Source organism: Klebsiella sp. CN_Kp104 (assembly GCF_040064515.1).
Classification (GTDB): Bacteria; Pseudomonadota; Gammaproteobacteria; order Enterobacterales; family Enterobacteriaceae; genus Klebsiella; species Klebsiella aerogenes.
In genome coordinates, this window is the sequence record NZ_JBEAII010000005.1 from 167,535 (window position 1) to 191,641 (window position 24,107).

Consider the following 24,107-nt stretch of genomic DNA (forward strand, 5'->3'; position numbering starts at 1 on the left):
ACCCTGATGAATGGCGAGTATTTTATTTTCCATTACTAACGAGTATGGATTATTTAAACCTCATGATATGGACGATCATTGTTCAGAAAACAACCCGCCGGTTGGCGGGTTGTTTGACTATGTCTGTTAGCGCGCCAGCCAACCGCCATCTACCGCCACGGTATAGCCGTTGATGTAATCGGATGCGCTGGAGGCGAGAAACACCACCGGCCCCATTAAATCGCTCGGTAGGCCCCAGCGGCCGGCCGGGATACGGTCGAGAATTTCCGCGCTGCGCTGTTCATCGGCGCGTAACTGCTGGGTATTGTTGGTTGCCATGTAGCCGGGGGCAATGGCGTTAACATTGATATTATGCTTTGCCCATTCGTTGGCCAGCAGGCGAGTTACGCCCATGACGCCGCTTTTCGAGGCGGTGTAGGACGGCACGCGGATCCCGCCCTGGAACGACAGCATGGAGGCAATATTGATGATCTTGCCGCCGTTACCCTGAGCGATGAAGTGCTTCGCCGCGGCCTGAGACATGAAAAAGACGCTTTTGATGTTCAGGTTCATCACGTCATCCCAGTCCTTCTCGCTGAATTCGATAGCATCCTGACGGCGGATTAGCCCCGCGTTATTGACCAGAATATCGATGTGGCCAAATTCCGCCACCGCGCGCTCAAGCAACTGCGGAATACCATCTATCTGCCGCAGGTCAGCGGTGAGGCTCAAAAAACGACGCCCCAGCGCGGTAACGCGCTCGATGGTTTCCGTCGGCTCAACGATATTAATACCGACGATATCGCAGCCCGCTTCCGCCAGCCCAACCGCCATGCCCTGGCCTAAACCGGTGTCGCAGCCGGTCACTACCGCGACTTTCCCCTGAAGAGAGAATGCATCAAGAATCATATCTGGTTCCTTTCTTTCACGGCCTGCTCACCACAGGCAAGGTTCTGAGGCTAAGAAGAACTCCTGGGGCATCCCCATCATAAAAATAAAACAGAGTTCCGTTTTGCTGATGGTCACATAGTAGACCGCTGAAAAATCATTTTCAACGACAATTAAAACAACGTTTCATTTTTTATGATTAAAAATGATAAAAACGCAAAACGGATCACATCGCCAGGAACTAGCAACCTGTACAAAAGCTATAAATACAGTGAGTTAGGTTATCTTTGGAAAATAACCGCGAAGAGAGAAAATCGGAGAGAAAAACGAAGAAAAGAAGATCGGCGAGGAAGTTGGACATCGCGCCGAAGACGGCGCGAGATCGTATTATGCGCGCTCCACCGCCAGCGCAACGCCCTGACCGCCGCCGATACACAGCGTCGCGAGCCCTTTACGCGCATCGCGCTTGATCATTTCATGTACCAGCGACACCAGAATACGGCAGCCGGACGCGCCAATCGGATGCCCCAGGGCGATAGCCCCGCCGTTAACGTTAACCCGCCGTTCATCCCACTCCAGCACTCTGCCAACGGAGATCGCCTGGGCGGCAAAAGCTTCATTAGCTTCGATTAAGTCAACCTCATCCAGCTGCCAGCCCGCGCGCTCAAGGCAGCGCCGGGTGGCATGTACCGGCGCGATACCCATTAGCGCCGGATCGACGCCGACGCTGGCGAAGGCGCGAATGCGCGCCAGAATCGGCAGCCCCAGCTCCTGGGCCTTTGATTCGCTCATCATCATTACCGCCGCCGCGCCATCGTTAATACTCGATGCATTACCCGCGGTCACCGACCCAAGCTGGTCGAAGGTGGGCATCAGGCTGGCTAACCCTTCAGCGCTGGCATCCATCCGCGGCTGCTCGTCGGTATCCACCAGCCGTTGACTGCCGTTATGCTCGGTGGCGACCGGCACGATTTCATCGCGAAACCGCCCGGAGTCTATCGCCCGCCGCGCTTTTTGCTGCGAGCTAAGCGCCCAGGCGTCCTGTAGTTCGCGGCTGATCCCATACTCCCGCGCCAGATTTTCCGCCGTCACGCCCATATGGTAATCATTGAAAGCGTCCCACAGCCCATCATGCACCAGGCTGTCGATAAGCTGGCTATTGCCCAGCTGCGCGCCGGTTCGGCTGTCGGTAAGCACATGCGGCGCGCGGCTCATGTTTTCCTGGCCGCCGGCGATCACTACATCCGCTTCGCCGCATTGGATGGCCTGAGTCGCCAGGTGCAGCGCTTTCAGCCCGGAGCCGCAAACGTCGTTGATGGTGATCGCCGAAACGGTATTCGGCAGCCCGCCGCGGATCGCCGACTGACGCGCCGGATTCTGCCCGGTGCCCGCGGTCAGCACCTGACCGAGGATCACTTCATCAATGCACTGCGGATCGATTCCGCTCCGCTCGACTAACGCCTTCACCACCACGCTGCCCAATTCCACCGCCGAGTGACGCGCCAGCGTTCCCTGAAAACAGCCGATAGGCGTACGCAACGCGCCGACGATCACGACATCTTTCATCCTTTACCTTCTGCGCAAAGAACCATCAATAGATGCCGTTATAGTAGAGAATTGTTATCAAAAAATTTCGCAATTGTTTAAAAAAAGTGAGGCGGTTCACAAAGTTCGCCGTCACGACTCGCGGCCTTGCCCTTCAAGATGTTGGCGCAGCCAGCTGCCCGCTTCCCCCAGCGGCGTACGCTTGTTCCATAGCAGATCCACCGAGATCGAGCGCGGCCAGCCGGCGATATTCAACGCTTTGAGCTTGCCGCTACCGGCGAACTCTTCCACCAGCGCGCAGGGCAAAATGCACCAGCCAAAGCCCTGCACCGCCATACTCAGCAGCAGCAAATAGTTGGGCGCCGACCATACCTGACCGCGCGAGGGATCCGGCGCGCTCTCAAGATAAGTGCTAAGCCGCAGTTCACGCCAGCCGTGCAGATCATCCCAGAAAACCCGCCCCTGACCGGCCAGCGGATGCCCCGGCGCAACATAAATCCCCATCGCCGTTTGCAACGGCAGGCGCATGCTGCCGATCTCCATCGGATAGCTGTCCCTGGCTTCGATAAGCCCCACCTGAGCGCGCTCTTTTTGCAGCAGATCTACCACGTCTTCATCTTCGCCAATCAGACATTCAAACTCGGTATGCGGAAAACGCCGATCGAACTGTTCCAGCAAATCCTCCAGTACGTCCGGGTGCAGGGTATCCGACAAGACGAAGGTCAGCCGCGGTTCGGTATTGCCGGATAACGAACTGGCGAGCTCATCCAGCCGCGAACTGGCGGCCAGTATTGCTTTCACATAGCCCAGCACCTGCTCGCCCTGCGCGGTTAGCGTCGGCTGGCGAGTGGAACGATCGAACAGAGTCAACCCCAGGTCGGTTTCAAGATTCGAAATCGCGGTACTGATGGTGGACTGGCTTTTACGCATCCGCCGGGCGGCGGCAGAGAACGAACCGCTGGCGGCGGCTTCTACAAAGGCGGTGAGAGCTTCGGGAGAATAGTGCATAACCTATCTACTTTATCGATGGAATCTATCTTTTGTTTATCACATTTTTCCATAAAATGCCGGGTAAATCTGGATGACAGAACTGACAAGAGGTATCCCAAAATGAAAACCAATCACCTGCAGCGTAAGACACTGCTGGAACGCGTACTCCACGCGGTGAGCTTTGAAGGTCTCGCCACGTTAATTCTGGCCCCCACCGCCGCCTGGCTAATGCAGCGATCGGTGGTCGAAATGGGCGGCTTGGCCATTTTGCTCGCCACCATGGCGATGGTCTGGAACCTGATCTATAACGCCACCTTCGACCGTCTGTGGCCGGTTTCACGCCTGGCGCGTACGCTGCGGGTGCGCGCGCTGCACGCCATCGGCTTTGAGTGCGGCTTTATCATCATCGGCGTCACCGTCGTCGCGCTGGTGCTTGGCGTGTCGCTGGTGCAGGCATTTATGCTGGAAATCGGCTTTATGCTGTTCTTCCTGCCCTACACCATGTTCTTTAACTGGGCGTGGGATACGCTGCGCGTGCGCGTCCTGAAGTATCGCCAGCCGCAGAGTCTGCCGAATAGTTAACGTTCTCGATCGCGCGGATCGCCTAACCCTTTGGCGATCCGCAGGTTTATTTATCGCCGAAAACTATCACCGCAAACGATTCATAAATGTGGTAAATTGCACTCCTTTTTTTGGGTTATACGGTTGATAAATTCGCATAATGTCTAAAATTTGGTCTAAAGAAGAAACTCTATGGAGTTTTGCTCTATATGGCACTGCCGTAGGCGCCGGCACCCTATTCCTGCCGATTCAACTCGGTTCGGCCGGCGCCATCGTGCTGTTCCTTACCGCTTTGGTTGCCTGGCCGTTAACCTACTGGCCGCACAAAGCGCTGTGTCAATTCATCCTGTCGGCCAAAGTGGCGGCCGGTGAAGGGATCACCGGCGCGGTCAATCATTACTACGGCAAAAAAGTCGGCAATCTGATCACCAGCCTGTACTTTCTCGCCTTCTTCGTAGTGATCCTGATCTACGCCGTGGCAATCACTAATTCGCTGGCTGAACAACTGGCGAGACACGTGGCGATGACTCCTGGCGTACGCGCTCTGCTGAGCCTCGCCGTGGTGCTGGTACTGAATCTGATCTTCCTGATGGGGCGTCATATGACCATCAAAGTGATGGGATTCCTCGTCTTCCCGCTGATTGGCTGTTTCCTGTTCCTCTCCATCTACCTGATTGGCAGCTGGCAACCGGAACATCTCACCAGCCAGATGCAGCTGAACGCAAAGACCTGGCACCAAATCTGGATCTCGATTCCCGTGATGGTTTTCGCTTTTAGCCATACGCCGATTATTTCGACCTTCGCTATCGATCAGCAGGAGAAATATGGTGAGCTGGCCATGGGTAAATGCAAAAAAATCATGAAGGTGGCCTACACCATCATCTGCGCCAGCGTGCTGTTTTTTGTCTTCAGTTGCCTGCTGTCCATTCCGCTGCCGTACATCGAAGCCGCGCGTAATGAAGGGGTGACGATTCTCTCTGCGCTCTCCATGGCGCCGGGCGCGCCGGGCTGGCTTGCAGTGACCGGCATTATCGTCGCGGTGGTCGCGATGTCGAAATCGTTCCTCGGCACCTATTTTGGGGTGATCGAAGGCGCCAGCGAAATCGTTAAAACCTCGCTCGGCCAGCTCGGCATTCGTAAGAGCCGCGCCTTTAACCGCGCCATGTCGATTATGCTGGTCTCGGCGCTGACCTTTATCGTCTGCTTTATCAATCCGAACGCCATCTCGATGATTTACGCCATCAGCGGCCCGCTTATCGCCATGATTCTGTTCATCATGCCGACGTTGTCGACGTATATCATTCCGGCGCTCAAGCCCTACCGTTCGCTGGGTAATCTCATTACCTTAATCGTCGGCCTGCTCTGCGTCTCGGTGATGTTCTTCAGTTAAATCGCTCTCGCGGCGACGCCTTCAGCGTCGCCGCACGTTCTGCCAACATTCTCGCCCATCGCTTCTCCCTGACGGGATTACACTTACTCCTTGCCTATCATCGGAGGGAGTCATTATGTCCAGCGTAACATTATCCGGGGTCATGACCTTAGGCGACCGTCAGGTTTACCGGCTTGGATACGGCGCCATGCAGCTCGCCGGCCCCGGCGTGTTCGGGCCGCCAAAAGATCCCGACGCCGCCATTCGCGTTCTGCAAGAAGCCGTCGCCGCCGGGGTGAATCATATCGATACCTCAGATTTCTACGGCCCGCATATCACCAATCAGCTAATTCGTCAGGCGCTGCATCCCTATAGCGACGACTTGTGTATCGTCACCAAGGTCAGCGCCCGCCGCGATGAGAAAGGCAATTGGCTACCAGCGATGTCGCCGGCGGAACTCACCCAGGCCGTCGAAGATAACCTGCGTAACCTCGGCCTGGAGAGGCTGGAGGTGGTCAATCTGCGCAGCATGCTCGGCACCCACGGCCCGGTGGAGGGTTCGCTGGAGGAACCGCTAACGACCTTACTGGAACTAAAAGCCCGCGGTCTGATACGTCACATCGGTCTGAGTAACGTCACCGCCAGACAGGTTGCCAATGCGCAGAAGCTGACGCCCATCGTCTGCGTGCAAAACCAGTACAACATCGCTAACCGCGGTGACGACGCGTTAATCGACGCGCTGGCGCAGCAAAACATCGCCTACGTGCCGTTCTTCCCGCTGGGCGGTTTTACGCCGCTACAGGCGCAAGAGCTTAACGAGGTTGCCGCCATGCTCGACGCCACGCCGATGCAGGTGGCGCTGGCGTGGTTACTGCAGCGCTCGCCGAATATTTTGCTGATTCCGGGCACCTCATCGGTGGCGCATTTACGGGAAAATCTCGCCGCTGCAACGCTTACCCTCCCCGCCGGAGCACTGGCGAAGCTGGATAGCATCAGCGGTTGATGGCGTCAACTCCCCCCTTTACGGCGTTTGCCGTGAAGGGCTATCCCCTTAATATTAAGCTGGAATTAGGCCATCTCTGCTGGCACTATATATCCTACAAATCGGGTTATGCTGATTCCTCGTCGAGGAAATAACCTTATAAATTGCATTGAGTTACGTTATTTCTTAGGCCTCCTAATTGGGAGGCTGTTGTCGTTTGTATTGTTCCATGGTTTTTGTTAACACTCTTGATTACAGGAAAAAACAATATCGGCTTCGACGTTTATACAAATCAATTTGGCTACAAAGATAGTCAATATCATCGAACGTTCACAAAAACATCTGGTTAACATAATCAGTATGTCGCTATTGCTGTAAAAAAAATTAACTATGCACAGTAACGATTCAACAAGGATTACCCATGATAGAGGGAACGATAAAAACCAGTAAGTATGAAATCATTGCTATTTTCAGAGAGGAACAGAGAAAGCAAACAGAGATAGAAATTTTCTTTAATAACAAAAGCATCAGTACTCAGATTGCGCGTGTAGATTTTGCCGAATTCCATATCCAGAGCGATAGCAAAATCCCTGCGGGGAATAAATTCAAATTTATTCTGCATAGTGATTCAGGAAAGATCGAGTTCACCTCCCAGCGGCAGAAGAATTCCGCTGGCGGCGCGGAGAATAGCAATAAGGTGGCATTTGCGTTACCGGAATGCATCCAGGTTGTACAAAGACGACGAGATCCGCGATTTCGTTTACGCGATGAGAATGATTTCTTTTGTCATGGGCGCCATAAAAATGGCGAAAACTATGCTTTTGATATCAAAGATATTTCAGATGGTGGCTGCGCGCTGATTGCGCAAAGTCCAAATCTGAAATTCCTTGCCAACAACTCAACGCTGAAAAACGCCATTCTGTCTCTGGCTGAATATGGCGAAATCACCGTTGATCTGATTATCAAGAACGTGGCGATGGTCACGCTGGATAGCGAAGAAAAGAGTCCGGAAAACTACTATCAGATTTCCTGCCAGTTTAAGTTCCGCCGCAGCGATGACAGGAAGAAAATAGAAAAAACGCTGATCGATTTGATTCTGGAAGCCAAGCGTAAGAAGAGAGTTTAATGCCCTTGAACAATATCTTGCTGTACACTGACGACAATATCATTGGCCAATCTATTCATGATTATCTGAGCGATATTCACCAGGATATCACCCAGGCCAGTTATCAGGACATCGTGCAAGGGGGCGTCGCGCCCCTGGCTGAGACGGTGATCTTCAATATGATCCACAAGGATATATCCGCCGCCGATACGGTCGTATTACTCAACAAACTGCGCTTTCATTTCTCGCGCTGTACACTGTTGGTATTGATGGTAAAAAGCGATATCGCCAATCTGTGCCGGGAATTAATCGATCTGGAAAACCTGTTAATCCTGACGGAAAAATCTTCTTTAGACGCATTTTCGGCAATTACCAGAACGCAGGATGAAACTCCACAGACCCGGTATTTGCGCACGCAGCGAAAGCTGACCGCCAGAGAGCTGCAGGTACTGGAACTTATTATCGCCTGCAATAACAACAAGCGAATTGCCTCGCTGCTGAATATCGATCATAAGACGGTACACAGCCACCGCATTCACATTATGAAAAAGCTGGGAATGAATAGCTCGCAGGTGATGCATAAGCAAATCGTCAATATGAATCACTGCTGAACGGCTATCCTGCCGCCGGGTCTACAGCGCCAGGCCAAAGTGCTGACGCAGCGCTCGCTTCCCAGGCTCGCTGATTGTCACTTCGCGATAGCCCGGGACCGGCATAAACCAACCTTTTTGCACGCCCCACTGCAGCAGGGCAGCGCCCGCGGCACCGCCCAGATGAAAACGGCGCTCGCTCCAGTCGAGGCAGGCGCAGCATACTTTGCGGCGGGATCCGCTATCGCACGTAATACCTAAGCGGGCGAAATGCGCCTCCCCCGCCGCGGTAAGCGCGGTGCCATTTGCCGTGAGCCACGCTTGCTGCTGCAGAAAATCATAGATGGCGACGGCCACTTCACCCGCCAGATGATCGTAGCAGGTACGCGCCATACGCAGCGTTCCCGGCGTTCGCGTGGTCAGCGGCACTGCGCTTTTGCCCGCCATGGTCATCATATTTTCCAGCAATCCGGCGACATCGCCGCCCGCCAGCCGATAGTAGCGATGCCGCCCTTGCGCCAGGCAGATCAGTAAGCGACTGTTGACCAGACGGCTAAGGTGAGCGCTGGCGGTCGACGGCGAAATATCCGCCGCGCCGGAGAGCTCAGTCGCCGTCCATGCCCGGCCATCCATTAACGCGCAGAGTATTTTCACTCGTGAAGGGTCAGCCATCGCCGAGGCAACCGCCGCCATCGCGACGGCCAGCGCTTCGTCATCATCAATGACAACCGCAGGGTGCAACATACTGCCTCCGCTTAATATTGGTTACGCAGAATGCGAACTCTGCATTTGGTATTCACGCAACACCTGCGCCACGCGAATCTGATAATCAGCAAAGATAGACTCCCGCCCTTCCCGCTGCGCCGCCTGATGACAAATATTGCGCTTCCAGGCTGCAACCGCCTGTTCGTCCCGCCACCACGACAGCGACAAAATCTTTCCCGGCGCACTGAGGCTTTGAAAACGCTCGATGGCGATAAAGCCGTCGATGGTTTCCAGCAGCGGTTTCAACTGCGCCGCCAGCGCGAGGTATCGTTCTTGCTGCGCTGGCGTGACCTGTGCTTCAAAGAGTACCGCAATCATGGTTTTTTCCTCCAGCAATGAATGAAGCCGCACTGTAGCGCGCCGATGGTTAGCAATGCTTCGCCAGCGGGCGAAGTATCGCGGTCACAACAAGCCAAAAAACCACCAAACCATTCACACAATCAATGCCAGGAGAAATTCTGTTGAGGCATAAACGCGGGTCAACGGAAATTAGCACTCTCGAAGATGAGATATAACATTCTGTTTTCACAGTTTTTTTCAATAAAAACCCCATTTACAGTCATCAAACCGTCATAAAAATGTGATCTAAATCGCACTTTTTGCAACGTACGTTATAGTTAGCAGGCTTATTATAAACCCATCGAAAGCACAACGCTTTCCACCATAAAAGTTAAAAGGATAAACACCATGAAAAACGTAAAATTACTTGCTGCTGCTGGTATGCTGTCTCTGGTTTCTTTCGCAAGCTTCGCGGCTCACCCGGTGAGCGTGACCTCTGATACCCTGGACAACGCAGAAGCAAAAATCGCTGCTATCGCTAAAGATCAGGGCGCCTCTTACCACATTACCGAAGCCTATACCGGTAATCAGGTACACATGACGGCGGAACTGTCTAAATAACCGAATGGTCGCAGAGGGAGCTGCCGGACAGGTCGTCTCAGGACGGCTGGTCTGGCTCCCGCCACGTAAAAAAACACGGCAATGTCGAGCCCCTTTATGGGGCTTTTTCACGTCAACGTTTCGCCAGCGCGCGCTGAATAGAGAGCACACTCGCCAGTACCACAATAAGGCCCGCCAGCGCCATCCCCTCAATTTTCTGCCCGAGAAAGATCCATCCCAGCAGCACCGCCGTCACCGGACTTAGCAGGCTCATTGCCGATACCGCCACCGGCGACAATCGTCTGATACCGCGGAACCATAAACCATAGGCCAACATCGCCCCGGCCACACACAGCCAGACATAACCTGCCGCCTGTAATGGGGTGATATTGTGCAACGGCGGGTCCACCAGCAGCGCGATGGGCAGTAACACGATCCCGCCTATCAACAATTGCCAGCCGGTCATCGCTACAACCGGCAACGATAGCGCCCAGCGCCGCGACAGCCAGGTGCCCAGCGCCATACTGACGGCGCCAAGAAAAGCGGCGCCGATACCTAACGAATCCAGCACCGTGCGCGGAGAAAGCAGCAACATCGCCATACCGATGATCCCGGCGCAGGCGGAAACCACCGCCAGCCACGGCGAACGCTGGCGATCCACGCACCAGGCCAGCAGCATCACCAGCAGCGGCTGAATCGCGCCGATCACCGCCGCCAGCCCGCCGGGCAAGCGGTAGGCGGCGATAAACAGCAGCGCCTGAAAGGCGCCGATATTTAATATTCCGGTAATGATCAGCTTCCACCACTCACCGCGCTGCGGAAACTGGCGGCTCCACAGTAACAACGCAATCCCGGCGGGCAACACGCGCAACAGCGCGGCGATAAAAGGACGGTCCGGCGGCAAGAATTGCGAAGTGACGATATAAGTGGTTCCCCAGATGGCGGGAGCCAGCGCGGTCAGCAGCAGATCGACCGCCAGATGACGAGTAAAAAAGGCCATGATTTTATCTTCATATCAAGTTAAATTGTGCAGCAAGTATGTATCGATAAATATCTTGATATCAAGACAAGTGAGCACGCATGGACAAATTACCGCCAACGGATGCCGTTGACCGCATTCTCGCCCAATGGCAGCGCGAGCGCCCGGATCTGGATTGCAGCCCAATGGGGCCGATTGGCCGCCTCAAGCGCTGCGCCATGCTGCTGGAGCCGCGGGTGGAGGCGGCGTTTGTTAAACATGGGCTGGTACGTTGGGAGTTCGACATGCTGGCGACGCTGCGCCGCGCCGGCGAGCCATTCGTGCTGTCGCCGACCCAGCTCTTTTCGACACTGATGATTACCTCCGGCACGATGACCCATCGCCTCAAGGCGCTGGAAAAACGAGGGTTGATTACCCGCTTAGCAAATCCTCAGGATGCCCGCAGCATGCTGGTCGCGTTAACGCCAGAGGGACGAGCGCTGATCGATGAGGCGGTTGCCACCCACGTGGCGAATGAGCAGCAACTGCTGGCGGGGCTTTCCGCCCCCCAACTCCAGCAGTTAGACGAGGCGCTACGGGTATTTATGCGTCTGCTGGAGAATGAGTGACCTCCGGCGACAGGCGGTTGCTACGATGAACAACGCGCGGCTAACAAAGAGGCCATCCTCCCGGCATCATAGCGCATGGTTTTCGCAGTACTGCGTTTTGCAATAACCGCTAAATGCGCATACCATCTGCACATTCTATCGTCGTCAGGCAAGGAGATGCTTGTGGATAAGACTCACTCTTCGACCCCGCCAGAGAGCCACGAAAGCCGCTTTCATAAAGAAGAGTTCCCCTTCTTCTGGGTGGTTAACGTTTACGCCCGTTATACCCAATTAATGGAAATCGAGCTCAAAAAAATCGACATCGACCTTTCCCGCTTCCGCGTACTGATGTTGGTGCACCAATACCACCGCGCCAGTATTTCGCGGATCACCGAATATGCCGTTAGTAAGATGCCGACGGTGACCAAAATTGTTGGCCGTCTGCGCGATGATGGCCTGCTCACGACCCACGTTAGCGTCAGCGATGGCCGGGTCACCGAAGCGGAACTCACCGCCGCCGGTGAAGCCAAGGTTGCCGAAGCCCGGGCATTAGCGGAAACCGTGTTTGCTAAAGCCTTCAAGGGCGTCACCCCGGCGCAGGAAAAAAAGATGAATCAGGTGCTGGCGCTCATTCTGCACAACCTCGATGACTGATCCTCTGCGAAAATAACCATTTACTATAAATGGTTATTCATTTTGTTTTGCCCTCCCCTGCGTTTTTCGCACACTTTTTTATCATTTTTTTAACTTATATTTTTCATTTATTTTTGTGACGACCTTCAAGAGATTAAAATTTAAACACCAATGTTTAATGATTTAAATCAATGAGTTAAAAAACAACCTCTCTTTCATAGCATCATCTTATCGTCAATTACGATGTAAAAAACAGGTGACAAATTACTTGAAATTTCAAGTTTTACTGACAAGATTACCTCAAACGCCAGCGGGTCGTTTTTTAGTCATTTCGCGCGGTAATTATCCCCTCACGGAGATGTGAAACATGGTTACTGAACATCGTACAGAGGCAGAAAAAGCAGAATCCGGGTTTATCTCGCGCTTCACCCTTGGCGAAGGCGAGCTGACGTTTGCGGTTAAAGACAGTCTCGATATTGCCGGTTTTCCGACCCGCGCCGGCAGCCCGGTATTGCAGGATGCGCCGCCTGCCGTTCGCCATGCCGCCGTAGTCGAGGCGCTGCTGGATAACGGCTGCCAGCTGCGCGGCAAAACCACCCTGCACGAGCTGGCCTTTGGCGTCACCGGCATCAACCCGCATAGCGGTACGCCGCGCAATCCGCATTATCCGCAGTTAATCCCCGGCGGTTCGTCCAGCGGCTCCGCCGCCGTGGTCGCGGCCGGTGAAGTCGACTTCGCCGTCGGCACCGATACCGGCGGCTCGGTGCGAATGCCCGCGGCCTGCTGCGGCGTGGCTGGCCTGAAGCCGAGCTTTGGCCGTCTGAGCCGCGCTGGCGTCATGCCGACGGAAAGTTCGCTCGACTGCGTCGGCCTGTTCGCCCGCGATATCGCCACATTGCGTCAGGCGCTGGCAAAAGCGCTGGGGGAATCAGCGCCTCCTGCGCGCCGGGACGCCCCCGCGATAAGTTATCTGGCGGGCACGGCAACGCCGGAAATTGAGCAACTGATCGTCTCACGTCTGCAGCAGGCGGGGCTGGCATGGACTCGCGCTGAACTACCGGGGTTCAACGAAGCGCATCAGGCCGGGCTTACGGTGATAAGCCAGGAAAACTGGCTGGCGTTTCACAGCATCATCAACGCGCCGAACCTGGCGCCGGATGTCGCCCGGCGGATCCGCGCCGGCGCGGAGATTGGCCCTCAGCAACGGCAGGCTGCGGAAAGCGTGCGTCAGCAATTTAGCGCCGCGGTGGATGCCCAACTGGCGAAAACCCCGCTGATTCTGCTGCCGACCCTGCCGGAATGCCCGCCAACGCTGGAAGAAGCGGCGGATCCGCTCAAGGTGGTCAACCTGACTCGCCTGGTGCGCCCATTTAATTTAAGCGGCCACCCGGCCCTGAGCCTTCCGCTTGGCGAAATTAATCATCGCCCGGTGGCTCTGCAATTAGTCGCCAATAAAAATAAAGAGTTTGATTTACTTAATTACGCTGAGTATTTGCTGGAAAAATTAAAATAATAAAACCGTACTTTCATTAACTGGAAGAGGCTAAATCGCATGTTAAACCCCTCTGCAACTTCGCGTGCGGAAAAGACCCTGCACGCCACGACAATAGAGTTTGCCGAATTACTCGCAGATATTAAAAAGCGCAGCGAGGAGTTCGAGCAGCAGAAATATATCCCAGCGGATATTATTTCCCGCTTTAAAAAGATCGGTGTTTATCGCGCGCTTGTGCCAAAACGCTACGGCGGCGATGAAATATCACCTGCGGAGTTTTGTCAGTTAATTGAAACGCTCTCAACAGCGGACGGATCCGCCGGCTGGGTGGCGAGTTTCGGCATGAATCCGTTTTATCTTGGCGGCCTACCGCCGAGCAGTCTCGATGAGCTTTACCGCCACGGGCCGGATATTGTCTTTGCCGGCGGGATCTTCCCGCCGCAAAAAGCGACGACTCAGGATGGCGGCTACCGCGTCAGCGGGCGCTGGAGCTTCGCCAGCGGCTGCAGCGGCGCCGAACTTATCGGCGTGGGTATTCTGACCGATGACGGCAGCGATCGTCCGCTGCCGCGCATCGCGGTACTACCCGCCGGGGAGTTCACCATCGATCCGGTCTGGAATACGGTCGGCCTCTCCGGTACCGGCAGCCATGACGTAGTGCTGAATAATGCCTTCGTGCCGCAGGAGTGGACCTTTATTCGCGGCGGCGAACTTAACCTCGAAGGCCCTCTGTATCGCTATCCGGTACTGTCGCTGGCCACTCAGGTGCTGTCGGTGGTCGCGCTGGGTATCGCCCGCGCGGCGTTATCAGAAATTTACGCCATTGCCGAACGCCAGAGCTCGGTCACCGGCGCGCCGTGCCTGGCGGATCGCCAATTCGCGCAGATGGAAATCGCTCACTGCGAAGCGGATCTGCGTTCGGCGCGCTGCTGGTTCTACGACGCCATCGACGATGTCTGGCAAGCGATTCTGCGCGGCGATGAACCGGGAGAAGAGCGGATTAACGCCATGCGCCTCTCTTCCACCCACATTACCCGCGTCTCTGCTTCGGTTACCACCCGCGCGCTGAAACTGGCCGGGATGCCGGGCATATCGATGCGCAGCCCGCTTCAGCGCTATGCCCGCGACTCCATGGTCATCACCCAGCACGCCTTTATGGGCGAGCTGACATACATCAACGCCGGCAATATGTTCTTCGGCCACTCGCCGCAGCCAGGCTATTTATGAGTTATACGGAGCCGGCAATGAATGAAGAAATGCTGCAACGCCTGGAAAAGCTGGAAGCCGTAGTGCAAATCCGAAACGCCATCAGCCAGTATATGCATCTCTGTGATGACCTGACGCATCCGGATACCGCCCGGCAAATTGGCGCGCTATTTAGCGAAACGGCTATTTGGGAAGGTATCGGCAAATTATATCAACACAAGCTCGGGCGCCACTGCGGCAGAGCGGCGATCGTCGGGATGATGAACGCTTATATTAGCGAGCCGTCACACTTCGCCATCAACGTACATTATTTAACGGCCGAGCATATTCGCGTCGACGAAAATAACCGCGCGGTCGGCCGCTGGAAAATGCTGCAAGCTTCAACGTTTCGCCGCGGCGGCTCGCATTTAAATAGCGCGGAGCTCGTCATTGAATTTATTAAACAAGATCAACAGTGGTTAATTCATCATTTTACCACCCGTAATTTATTTAGCCGCCCGGTAGATGACTGGCATTCGCTCGCCGATTTACCGGTGCCTGATGATCATTAAAAGAGATATGTGGAGAGTGACAATGTCTGAATGTATTCCGGTAAAAAATATCGATACCAGCCATACCGCCGAAACGCTGGCGGCACTGGTGCAAAGCGACCGGGTCCATACCTGTCTCTATACTTCCGAGGAAATTTTCGACCTCGAAATCGACAACATTTTTAACCGTACCTGGGTATGGGTCGCCCACGAGAGCGAAATCCCTGACGCCGGCAGCTATAAATCCTCGATGGTGGGTACCCAGCCGGTGATCGTCGTGCGCGATCGCAAAGGCAATATCAACGTGCTGCTCAACCGCTGCCGCCACCGCGCCGCCACCGTCTGCGAACATCGCAGCGGGAAAACGAACGGTTTTACCTGCCCGTATCACGGCTGGGGCTATGGCCTCGACGGCGCGCTGCGCGGGGTGCCGCATCCGGAGAGCTACGGCGATACGCTGAACAAATCTGAGCTCGGCATGGTGCGCCTGCGCGTTGAAAGCTACGCCGGAATGATTTTCGCCAGCTTCAACCACGACATAGAGCCACTGACCGACTTCCTCGGCCCGGCGATGAAATGGATGGATCTGTTCATGAAACAGGGGGCTGGCTACGCGCTGCAGGCCACCACCGCGCACCGTTTTCGCTTTCCCGGCAACTGGAAAATCCAGCTGGAAAATACCACCGACGGCTATCACTTCCCGATCGTTCATAAGTCGTTTTTAAGCTCGGTCGATAAACAGACCGAAGAGATGCTCAACTTCGTCGACGGCAAAGGTTTCGTGGAAGATCTCGGCAATGGCCACAGCGTGATGGTGATGATCCCCGAGCTTATCGATCTGGAAGCCAATCTCGATGCGCCAATCCCGGAGCGCTTTAGCGAGCTGGCCCAGGCCCTGCGCGAAGAAGGCCACGACGAGCAGCAGGTGCGGCGCATCGTACGCGCGGTCGGCGGCAGCGGTTTTAACCTTAACCTGTTCCCCAATGTCGCCTGTTCAATGGCCTTCTTCCGCGTGCTGCAGCCGATATCGGTAAAAGAGACGGAAATTCATCACATGGTGCTGACCATGAAAGATGGCCCGGCGATCGCCAACCAGGCGCGCCTGCGGCTGCACGAACACTTCCAGGGGCCGATGGGCTTCGGCACCCCCGATGATTCAGAGGCCTGGGAGCGGGTGCAGCGCGGCGGCGGCGCGGGCGACGATCTGTGGATCATGCTCAACCGCGGCCTGCCCGGCGAAGTCCGCACCGCCGACGGCCTGCGCAGCGACGTCAGCGCCGAAACCGGCATGCGCGCCGCCTATCAACAATGGAAAAAGTACATGACCGCTGATAACCGGGGGCAATAATGAACACATCACCTATCCTCAACGCCGCCATTCAGTTTATTAACCTGGAAGCGGACCTGCTCGATCAAGGCGAATTCCGTGAATGGCTGGCGCTGTGGCGCGCTGAGGGAATTTACATCATTCCCATCGATCAGCAGACCACCGATTTCGCCAACGTGCTCAACTACGCCTACGACAACCACGAGATGCGGGAAAAACGCGTGCAGCGTTTATACAGCGGCGAATCGATCTCCACCACCCCGCGCGCGCGCACTATCCGCATGAGCGGCCGTTATCGCCTGCTCAGCGCCAGCGATGAGGTCGTCGAAGTACGCTGCGCCCAATTCCTTTACGAGTACCGCAAGGGCAATGAACAGCACTACGCCGCTGACGTCACCTGGACGCTGGCGCCGGAGGGCGACAGTTTCCGCATCCTGCAAAAGGTCGTACGCCTGATTAACGGCGACGATTACCTGCATAGCATTGGCTACATCCTGTGAGGACTTTATGACACGTAGCGTACTTATTACCGGCGCGGCCAACGGCCTCGGGCTGGTTATCAGCCGCCATCTCTGGCAACAGGGCTATCAGGTGGCGATGGCCGACCTCAATCTCGATACGGTCACCCGCAGCGCCCAGGAGATCGATCCCAGCCAGCAGCGGCTGCTGCCGCTGGCGCTGGATATTCGCCAGCCGCAACAGTTCAGCGACGCGCTGGCGCAGCTCCGCGCACGTTTCGGCGAACTCGACGTACTGGTCAACAACGCCGCCTTAACCCTGACCACGCCGATCATGGAGATCGACGTAGAAGAATTCGATCGCGTCACCAGTACCAACCTGCGCGGTACCTTCGTCGGCTGCCAGGCTATCGGCCGCTATTTCAGCCAGCGCCAGCAGGGCAGCATTATTAACCTCGCGTCGCTGGCCGGGCAAAACGGCGGTACCGCCTCCGGCGCCCACTATGCAGCCTCCAAGGGCGGCATTATTACGCTGACCAAAGTCTTCGCCCGCGCCCTGAGCAACGCCGGGGTGAGCGTCAACGCAATTGCGCCGGGGCCGCTGGATCTACCTTCCGTTCGCGCCGCGGTGCCGGAAGAGAAAATGCCGGCGCTGCTGGAGATGATCCCGATGAAGCGGCTTGGCGATCCGCTGCTGGTCGCCCGCGCGGTAGAACTGCTGGCGGCGCCCTCCGCCACCTTTATCACCGGCGCGACCTGGGATATCAACGGCGGCATTTATATGCGTTAAGCCCTTCGCGGGTGGAGAAAAACTATGGCTGAAACATTGACGGTACGCGTCATAGAACGCGAAATTCAGGGAGCCGAGGTGGTAGTCCTGACGCTGGCCTCGCCGGACGGCGCTCCTCTGCCCTCGTTTAGCGCCGGGGCGCATATCGATTTGCATCTTGGCGATGGCATCGTGCGCCAGTATTCGCTGTGCGGCAGCGCCCATCACCCGCAGCGCTATCGGTTAGGGATCCTCAAGGATCGCGCCTCGCGCGGCGGTTCGCTGGCGGCGCACGCTTTACAGCCCGGCGACGAGGTGCAAATTAGCCACCCGCGCAACCTGTTCGCGCTGGAGATGTCGGCGCCTCATAGCATTCTGATCGGCGGCGGCATTGGCATCACGCCGATGCTGGCGATGGCCGATACGCTATTTCGCGCCGGGAAATCCTTTGAAGTGCATTACTGCGGCCACAGCCGTGAGGGAATGGCGTTTCTGGCCGAACTGGCGGATTGCCACTTTAGCGCTCAGGTTCAGCTGCATATCAGCGATGAAAACGGCAGGATCCGCCCTCAGGAACTCCTGATGCCTCACGCCGCCGCCGGCCACCTGTACGTTTGCGGCCCGGAAGGTTTTATGGCGTGGATTAACGAAACGGCTCAGGGGTGCGGTTTCAGCGCGGATCGGCTGCATCAGGAGTATTTCAACCGCGAGGTAGAAACCAGCGGCGGCAGCTTTGAGGTTGCGGTTCCAGAACTCAATCTGAGCGTCACCGTCGGTGAAAACGAGACCATCGTCGCCGCGCTGCAAAAGGCCGGCATCAAAGTCAAAGTCTCCTGCCAACAGGGCGTCTGCGGCACCTGCCTCGCCAACGTTTGCAGCGGCGAACCTGACCACCGCGACGAGTATTTAACCGAAGAAGAACGCGAAGATAACGACCAGATCCTGCTGTGCTGTTCGCGGGCCAAAACCCCGCGGCTGGTTATTGAAGGCTTCGAATACGTCAAACTGAAATAACGGGTATTACTATGAACCTGACATCTGATTTTCGTAATGCCATGGCGCAACTGGGCAGCGCGATCACCATCATTACCACCGATGGCCCGGCGGGCCGCTTCGGCTTTACCGCCTCGGCGGTGTGTAGCGTGACGGATTCGCCGCCGACGCTGCTGGTATGCATGAACCGCTCGTCCTTCGCACACGGCAAATTCCAGCACAACGGCGTGCTGTGCGTTAACGTGCTCTCCGGACAGCATCAGCAATTGTCCGGGATTTTCGCCAACGGCCAAATCCGCTCTGAAGAACGCTTCCTGCACGACGAATGGCTGGCGCTGGAGACCGGTTCGCCGGCGCTGGCTTCCGCCGTGGCGAACTGCGACTGCATCATTGCCGACAGCCATGAAGTGGGCAGCCACAGCGTATTTTATTGCGAGGTCAAACAGATCCGCTTCGGCAACCCCAGCGACGGGCTGGTCTGGTTTAATCGCCAGTTCCATACCCTTAGCATGGCGTCGTGCCGTTAAGTTTCATCATAACCATAAAAACCCTGCCGACCCATCGCCCGGCGCCAGCAGGCGCCGCCTGATTCACCTGCACTGGAGTTAACCTTATGTCTGGAGCTGTGAGCGGTACAACGGTCCCCCCGGCGCAACCTATGCGCAAATTAATCATCGGGTCTTTTCTCGGCAACTCGCTGGAATGGTACGATTTTTTCCTGTATGGCACCGCGGCGGCGCTGGTCTTCGGGCCGCTGTTTTTCCCGGCCACGAATGACCCGCTGCTCGGTTCATTTTTAGCCTTTTCCGGCTTCGCTATCGGCTTTATCGCCCGCCCCCTCGGCGGCGTGATATTCGGCCATCTCGGCGATCGCTACAGTCGCAAAATGACGCTTATCATCACCCTGACGCTGATGGGCGCCAGTACGTTCTTAATTGGTCTGCTGCCAACCTACGCCCATATCGGCGTATTGGCGCCAATCGCCTTGATTACGCTGCGCTTTGTGCAGGGCGTGGCTTCCGGCGGCGAATGGGGCGGCGGGGTGTTGATGCTGAGCGAAAACGCGCCGGAAAGCCAGAAAGGGTACTACACCGCCTGGAGCCAGGTGGGGGTCTGCGGCGGGTTTGTTCTTTCTTCGCTGGCATTCTATCTGGTGCAGCTGCTGCCGCAGGAAGAGGTGATGTCGTGGGCGTGGCGTATTCCGTTTTTGCTCAGCCTGTTTATCTTTCTGGTGGGCGTCTATATTCGCCGTAACATCCAGGAAAACGCGGAATTCGTGGCGCGCAAAGCAGAAAACGACAGCAAAAATGAGGCCCATCATTTACCGGTGCTCAGCGCCTTCAAAAATCATCCACGAGCGATATTACAGGCTATCGGCCTGCGGCTGGCGGAAAACGGCGCGGTGTATATCTTCTTCACGTTTTCAGTGGTCTATTGCAAACATATCGGCATCGACACCCGCGACCTGATCGCGGCGGTTACCATCGCCATGACGGTGGAGATCGCCACGATTCTCGGCTGGGGATGGCTTTCCGATCGCATTGGTCGTAAGCGGCTTTACTACATCGGCGTGATAGGCATGGCGCTGGTCGCCTTCCCCTTCTTCTGGCTGCTGAATATGCACACCTTCCCGGCGATGCTGCTCGCCATGCTGTTGGCATTGCCATTGTGCCATGGCGCGATGATTGCCGCGCAGCCGTGTCTGATGGTGGATTTGTTTCCGGTGGAGGTACGCTACACCGGGCTGGCGCTGGGGCATGAGATTGGGGCGGTGATTTCCGGTGGTATTAGCCCGATGCTGGCGGTAGCCTTTTTAATGATGTGGGATAGCTATATCCCCATTGCGCTGATGCTGCTGGCCTTTGCGCTACTGGCGCTGGTGGCGCTGATAAGTATTCGCCAGCCGCAGCCGCGACCTGAAGCGGTCGCGACCACCTAACCCAGGCATGCCGCGCGTAAAGGAAGGCGCGCGGCGCGGACGGCTAGTTATTGTTGATGACGATAATAACCCGGCTTTTAATCGTGCCGCCGCGGATATTCTCGCCATATTTCATCGGCTTGATTTGCAGATAGATCGGGTTGCTATCGCCATGTCGGGCATCCTCACTGGAGTGGTAGAGGAAACCGCTACCGTACTGGAGTTCCCCGCCCTGACTATCGAGCAGATGAAAACCGACTTCGCCGGCGCCGGTGGCGGCATCCTGATCGTCATTCTTCAATATTTTGCTGGTGCCGGCAAAGCCGGAGGCGGCGACAAAGTAGTAATCAATTTTACCCGGCGTCAGTTCGAATACCGCCGACTCGTCCCGGCTACAGTCGATATCAACGCGTTCCAGGCGATATTGCGCTTTGTCTTCTTTAATATCGAAGTAGCTGTAATCGCCCATATTAATGAAGCGGTTCGGGACGTTAAAACCACAGGTCATGATATTTACCTGCAGGGTGACGTTAAAGGTGTAATTGATGTTAACGTTATGACATTCATTATTCTTACAATATTTCAAAACTATACCGTAACGCATCTGGAAAGGTACTCCGGGAGTAACACGCTGCCCGTTAGCGCTACCTTCTTTAATCTCATAGCGTATGCCGACCAAACTATTAAACATATCTGCCAAATTATATACTTGGTTTTCAACAATTTTTCCGTTTCCCAACGATTCCATTTTTGTCTGGTCGAAGGAGAAATTAATCTCATAGATCTTACTGCCTACCTCAACATAGTAGGAGGTTTGTGGTGGCGATTGCAGACTGACCGAGACCGTAATATTTGAGTTACTGGGGCAGCGAAAGCTGAATGCGTTAGCCTGAAGTGAACTATCACGTAAATTGAGCTCCCCGTTGGCGGCCAGCGGTTTAAAAGTGTAGTTGCCGCTAGCCTCAATCGACGCCGGAGGGATGCTCGGCGTTAATTCGCAGTTCCCCGCCCGCGCTAAAAAAGAGCATAAGCTTAATACCAGCAAAATTATCCATTTCATGAAAATCGTCCTTTTAGCGGCAGACATAGGTCTTACCTTCATCAATGGTATGTTTAAATGTAATGGTGCAGTAATGGCCCTGCTGCTTATCGACCGCGATGGTAATCGACGGCGGAACGTTATCGGTGCGGATATACAGCATGCTGCCCTGGCCGACGACGCCGACATTCTGTCCGTCGTTATCTTCAATTTCATAGCCAAATTTCAGCGGCGTACCGTCCGGGCGTTCGGCGTGAATAAGCCAGGGTTGACGCTGGTCGGTATCGAAACGCGCCAGCACCACCGCGCCGCGGTACGGAGCCACCGCTTTCCGGTTGCCAATCAACTCGGTTTTGCTCTGCGTATTGGCGGTATTCAGCAGCAACGAACTTTCGCGATAGGGCAAGACATGGTCGAAAATGACCGTTCCCTGCGCGTTGGTGGTGCGATATTTCTGACCATTGACGTAAGCATTTTCCAGGCCCGGCGCCTGAATAATGGCGAAGGTTTCCGATAGCTGGTTAGCGAAATTGATGCCGCCAGACCAGGCCACCACCCCGCCAGACAGGCTGCCGCTGGCCTGGGTATATTTTGACGACTGGCTGTAGCTGCCGCTCAGCGTCGCCAGCGGCGCGTTCCAGGTAAGGTTGCCGCCGGCGGTGGTTTCATGGTTTTGCTGCTGCCGGCTTAGGTTCACGCCATAGTCAAACTGGTCGCGCTGGCCGCCCGTACCGCTGATGCCGGTATTATTGGAGGCAAAACCGTCGTTATCGAAGGTCGTCGAATTCGACAGCGTCAGGCGACGCGCCAGCACGCTATCGCTCTCTCCCCAGATCAGCGGAATCGAAATGAAGAGGTTAAAGCGCTTATCTTCATGATGATCCTCGTCATAGGTCTGGCTGGCCGAAATGGTCCAGGAAACCCGCTGCCAGTTATTGGTGTAACTCAGTTGATAATCTTTATTACTGCCGCTTTTTCCCCAGTAATCACGCCATAAAGCGCTCAGTGAGAAAGACCCTAATCCTTCCGGCAACGACTGGCTAATATTGGCGGATAAGCTATTTTTACGGCCAAAATCATAACGGTAATAATCATCAATGTTGTAAACGTCATTATCATCATGGTGATAACTATTACGGTTCTTCGCCCAGACATGATCGTTAAAGGTGCGATAGTCGCTGGTTGAATAGCGATAAGCCGCCATACCGAAGCGCGTTTTAGTCTGGGTGAGGTATTTGTTGTAGGCAATCTGATAACTTTGCCCTTCAAAAGTACCGTTATCCTGATCGCTGCGCGCCCAGGTACCGTCAACGGACACCGCGCCGAGATGGGTATTCCACCCGGTTCCCATAGTAAAAGCCTGATAGTCGGTACCGAGCATGGTACCGCCATACAGGGTCAGCAGATTGTTCAGGCCATATTGATAGCTGGCCTGCATAAAATCTTCCTGATTGCTGGCGCCTTCAATATGGCTGCGCCCGGCGGCAATGTCATATTTAGACACCCCCGGCTGTAACATATTGGGTACCGAGGAATAAGGCACCAGGTAGGTGGTTACCGAGCCGTCGGCTTCCCGGATAGTGACATCGAGATCCGCCCCGCCGCCGGCGAGTTGTAAATCGGCAATCGCAAAAGGCCCCGGCGGCACCTCTTTCTGATAGACGGTGAAGCCGTTCTGCTCGATAGTTACCAGCGCGTTGCTCTGGGCAATCCCCTGCACGATTGGCGTAAAGTTCTGTTTTGAGTTTGGCAACATTTGCATGTCGCGGAACAGACGAACGCCGCGAAAGCGTACCGCATCGAAAATATCCGCTGAGGTATACATGTCGCCCGCGCGCAAGGTGCCTAAAATTGGCGCAAAGCTGCGCTCCAGATACAGGGTGTTGCTTTTCCAGTCGCCGCCACCGCTATCGGCTTTACTGTAGGTGGCATCAGAGTGCAACTGCCAGCTCAACAGGTTCAGCCCGCTGTTGAAGCGGGCGTAAGTGCTTTTGTTATTGCCACTGTCTTTATAGTCGCTGTAATACTGGCTCAGATAATAAGAGGTATAGAGCGCGTTAACGCCGCGGTCCCAACTTTCCGGCGCGACGTAGCCGCGCTCAAGATCCAGAACGTAGGCCTGAGGAATTTCTAAATCAAGCTGAAAAATATTGATATTAAACGTATAACTGCCGCTCCGCACCGCGGATTTAAGCGTCATGCACTGGTTATCTTTTGCCAACGGCGCGCTATCCGCTTTGATTCCCAACTGATGTAATAATGCCGATGACAGGCAGGTATCATCCGGATTACTGGCGACTACGATTGGATATTTACCACGCCATTGTTTATTGACGTAAATATCTAATTCATATTCACCGGGCAGTGGTTGATTACCCGCAAAGTGAAAGCTTGATGATTTTTCACCTTTCATTCCGCCGATCATGAAATTGGTATCAAAAGTCTCTTCAGCGGCCTGCAGCTGACCGGATAATAAAACCAACAATATCATTGAGGAAAGCGGCGTCATCCTTAACATGGCCA

At 55.2% G+C, this 24,107-nt stretch carries 25 protein-coding genes; 17 read left to right on the forward strand and 8 right to left on the reverse strand.

The window, feature by feature from the left end:
• Positions 1-126 precede the first annotated feature (126 nt).
• The 3 genes from kduD to ABLU80_RS08840 all read right to left on the reverse strand — a co-directional run bounded on the left by kduD (position 127) and on the right by ABLU80_RS08840 (position 3,420).
• Complete coding sequence (gene kduD, locus ABLU80_RS08830; RefSeq protein WP_015703339.1) at positions 127-888, reverse strand: 2-dehydro-3-deoxy-D-gluconate 5-dehydrogenase KduD; 762 nt, start codon at positions 886-888, stop codon at positions 127-129.
• A 366-nt stretch (positions 889-1,254) separates the two neighbouring features.
• On the reverse strand, positions 1,255-2,433 hold the full coding sequence (locus ABLU80_RS08835; RefSeq protein ID WP_015369905.1) for an acetyl-CoA C-acetyltransferase: 1,179 nt from the start codon (positions 2,431-2,433) through the stop codon (positions 1,255-1,257).
• 111 nt (positions 2,434-2,544) lie between these two features.
• A complete protein-coding gene (locus ABLU80_RS08840) occupies positions 2,545-3,420 on the reverse strand; it encodes a LysR family transcriptional regulator (RefSeq protein ID WP_015369904.1) in 876 nt (291 codons plus the stop codon).
• A gap of 102 nt (positions 3,421-3,522) precedes the next feature.
• On the opposite strand from ABLU80_RS08840, the gene ABLU80_RS08845 reads away from it, so the two are divergent.
• The 5 genes from ABLU80_RS08845 (at position 3,523) to ABLU80_RS08865 (ending at position 8,030) form a co-directional block, all read left to right on the forward strand.
• Entirely contained in the window at positions 3,523-3,984 is a 462-nt protein-coding gene (locus ABLU80_RS08845) for a multidrug/biocide efflux PACE transporter (protein WP_110916206.1), read from the forward strand.
• A gap of 139 nt (positions 3,985-4,123) precedes the next feature.
• Entirely contained in the window at positions 4,124-5,353 is a 1,230-nt protein-coding gene (locus ABLU80_RS08850; RefSeq protein ID WP_015369902.1) for an amino acid permease, read from the forward strand.
• Positions 5,354-5,468: 115 nt separating this feature from the next.
• Entirely contained in the window at positions 5,469-6,335 is an 867-nt protein-coding gene (locus ABLU80_RS08855) for an aldo/keto reductase family oxidoreductase (RefSeq protein WP_042897671.1), read from the forward strand.
• A 400-nt stretch (positions 6,336-6,735) separates the two neighbouring features.
• On the forward strand, positions 6,736-7,440 hold the full coding sequence (locus ABLU80_RS08860; protein ID WP_015369900.1) for a hypothetical protein: 705 nt from the start codon (positions 6,736-6,738) through the stop codon (positions 7,438-7,440).
• Positions 7,440-8,030, forward strand: coding sequence for a helix-turn-helix transcriptional regulator (locus ABLU80_RS08865; protein WP_015703343.1), 591 nt, complete (start codon positions 7,440-7,442; stop codon positions 8,028-8,030). Before ABLU80_RS08860 ends, ABLU80_RS08865 begins: the two co-directional genes overlap by 1 nt.
• Positions 8,031-8,051: 21 nt before the next feature.
• Here ABLU80_RS08865 and ABLU80_RS08870 read toward each other — a convergent pair whose 3' ends face one another.
• The gene (locus ABLU80_RS08870) at positions 8,052-8,753 is read right to left on the reverse strand and encodes a winged helix-turn-helix domain-containing protein (RefSeq protein WP_015369898.1); all 702 of its coding nucleotides are present in this window, start codon (positions 8,751-8,753) and stop codon (positions 8,052-8,054) included.
• Positions 8,754-8,774: 21 nt separating this feature from the next.
• Positions 8,775-9,092, reverse strand: a complete 318-nt coding sequence (locus ABLU80_RS08875; protein ID WP_015369897.1) for an antibiotic biosynthesis monooxygenase — start codon at positions 9,090-9,092, stop codon at positions 8,775-8,777.
• A gap of 369 nt (positions 9,093-9,461) precedes the next feature.
• On the opposite strand from ABLU80_RS08875, the gene ABLU80_RS08880 reads away from it, so the two are divergent.
• On the forward strand, positions 9,462-9,674 hold the full coding sequence (locus ABLU80_RS08880; protein WP_015369896.1) for a YdgH/BhsA/McbA-like domain containing protein: 213 nt from the start codon (positions 9,462-9,464) through the stop codon (positions 9,672-9,674).
• A gap of 112 nt (positions 9,675-9,786) precedes the next feature.
• Here ABLU80_RS08880 and ABLU80_RS08885 read toward each other — a convergent pair whose 3' ends face one another.
• Positions 9,787-10,653, reverse strand: a complete 867-nt coding sequence (locus tag ABLU80_RS08885; protein ID WP_049052336.1) for an EamA family transporter — start codon at positions 10,651-10,653, stop codon at positions 9,787-9,789.
• A gap of 80 nt (positions 10,654-10,733) precedes the next feature.
• Between ABLU80_RS08885 and ABLU80_RS08890 the strand changes: the two genes are divergently transcribed.
• The 11 genes from ABLU80_RS08890 to ABLU80_RS08940 all read left to right on the forward strand — a co-directional run bounded on the left by ABLU80_RS08890 (position 10,734) and on the right by ABLU80_RS08940 (position 20,566).
• Positions 10,734-11,240: a MarR family transcriptional regulator gene (locus ABLU80_RS08890; protein WP_015369894.1), complete on the forward strand. Its 507-nt coding sequence runs from the start codon at positions 10,734-10,736 to the stop codon at positions 11,238-11,240.
• Positions 11,241-11,402: 162 nt separating this feature from the next.
• Positions 11,403-11,873 (forward strand): MarR family transcriptional regulator, encoded by a 471-nt coding sequence (locus tag ABLU80_RS08895; RefSeq protein ID WP_015369893.1) that lies wholly within the window; start codon positions 11,403-11,405, stop codon positions 11,871-11,873.
• A gap of 346 nt (positions 11,874-12,219) precedes the next feature.
• Positions 12,220-13,365 (forward strand): amidase family protein, encoded by a 1,146-nt coding sequence (locus tag ABLU80_RS08900; RefSeq protein ID WP_116326303.1) that lies wholly within the window; start codon positions 12,220-12,222, stop codon positions 13,363-13,365.
• Positions 13,366-13,404: 39 nt separating this feature from the next.
• The gene (locus ABLU80_RS08905; RefSeq protein ID WP_015369891.1) at positions 13,405-14,571 is read left to right on the forward strand and encodes an acyl-CoA dehydrogenase family protein; all 1,167 of its coding nucleotides are present in this window, start codon (positions 13,405-13,407) and stop codon (positions 14,569-14,571) included.
• Positions 14,572-14,588: 17 nt separating this feature from the next.
• Positions 14,589-15,101: a nuclear transport factor 2 family protein gene (locus tag ABLU80_RS08910; RefSeq protein ID WP_045387129.1), complete on the forward strand. Its 513-nt coding sequence runs from the start codon at positions 14,589-14,591 to the stop codon at positions 15,099-15,101.
• Between the two features lie 22 nt (positions 15,102-15,123).
• Positions 15,124-16,428 carry an aromatic ring-hydroxylating dioxygenase subunit alpha gene (locus ABLU80_RS08915; protein WP_015369889.1) on the forward strand — a complete coding sequence of 435 codons (1,305 nt, stop codon included), beginning with the start codon at positions 15,124-15,126 and terminating at the stop codon, positions 16,426-16,428.
• On the forward strand, positions 16,428-16,907 hold the full coding sequence (locus tag ABLU80_RS08920) for an aromatic-ring-hydroxylating dioxygenase subunit beta (protein ID WP_015703347.1): 480 nt from the start codon (positions 16,428-16,430) through the stop codon (positions 16,905-16,907). Before ABLU80_RS08915 ends, ABLU80_RS08920 begins: the two co-directional genes overlap by 1 nt.
• Before the next feature lie 7 nt (positions 16,908-16,914).
• On the forward strand, positions 16,915-17,655 hold the full coding sequence (locus ABLU80_RS08925; protein WP_348849905.1) for an SDR family NAD(P)-dependent oxidoreductase: 741 nt from the start codon (positions 16,915-16,917) through the stop codon (positions 17,653-17,655).
• 24 nt (positions 17,656-17,679) lie between these two features.
• The gene (locus ABLU80_RS08930) at positions 17,680-18,648 is read left to right on the forward strand and encodes a PDR/VanB family oxidoreductase (RefSeq protein ID WP_348849906.1); all 969 of its coding nucleotides are present in this window, start codon (positions 17,680-17,682) and stop codon (positions 18,646-18,648) included.
• An 11-nt stretch (positions 18,649-18,659) separates the two neighbouring features.
• Positions 18,660-19,154 carry a flavin reductase gene (locus ABLU80_RS08935; RefSeq protein ID WP_049052332.1) on the forward strand — a complete coding sequence of 165 codons (495 nt, stop codon included), beginning with the start codon at positions 18,660-18,662 and terminating at the stop codon, positions 19,152-19,154.
• A 131-nt stretch (positions 19,155-19,285) separates the two neighbouring features.
• Complete coding sequence (locus ABLU80_RS08940; protein ID WP_045359475.1) at positions 19,286-20,566, forward strand: MFS transporter; 1,281 nt, start codon at positions 19,286-19,288, stop codon at positions 20,564-20,566.
• Positions 20,567-20,609: 43 nt separating this feature from the next.
• Here the strand turns inward: ABLU80_RS08940 and ABLU80_RS08945 are convergent, their stop codons facing one another.
• Positions 20,610-21,053, reverse strand: coding sequence for a hypothetical protein (locus ABLU80_RS08945; protein WP_224787770.1), 444 nt, complete (start codon positions 21,051-21,053; stop codon positions 20,610-20,612).
• Positions 21,054-21,618: 565 nt separating this feature from the next.
• Positions 21,619-24,102 carry a fimbrial biogenesis outer membrane usher protein gene (locus ABLU80_RS08950; protein WP_348849907.1) on the reverse strand — a complete coding sequence of 828 codons (2,484 nt, stop codon included), beginning with the start codon at positions 24,100-24,102 and terminating at the stop codon, positions 21,619-21,621.
• Positions 24,103-24,107: the final 5 nt, after the last annotated feature.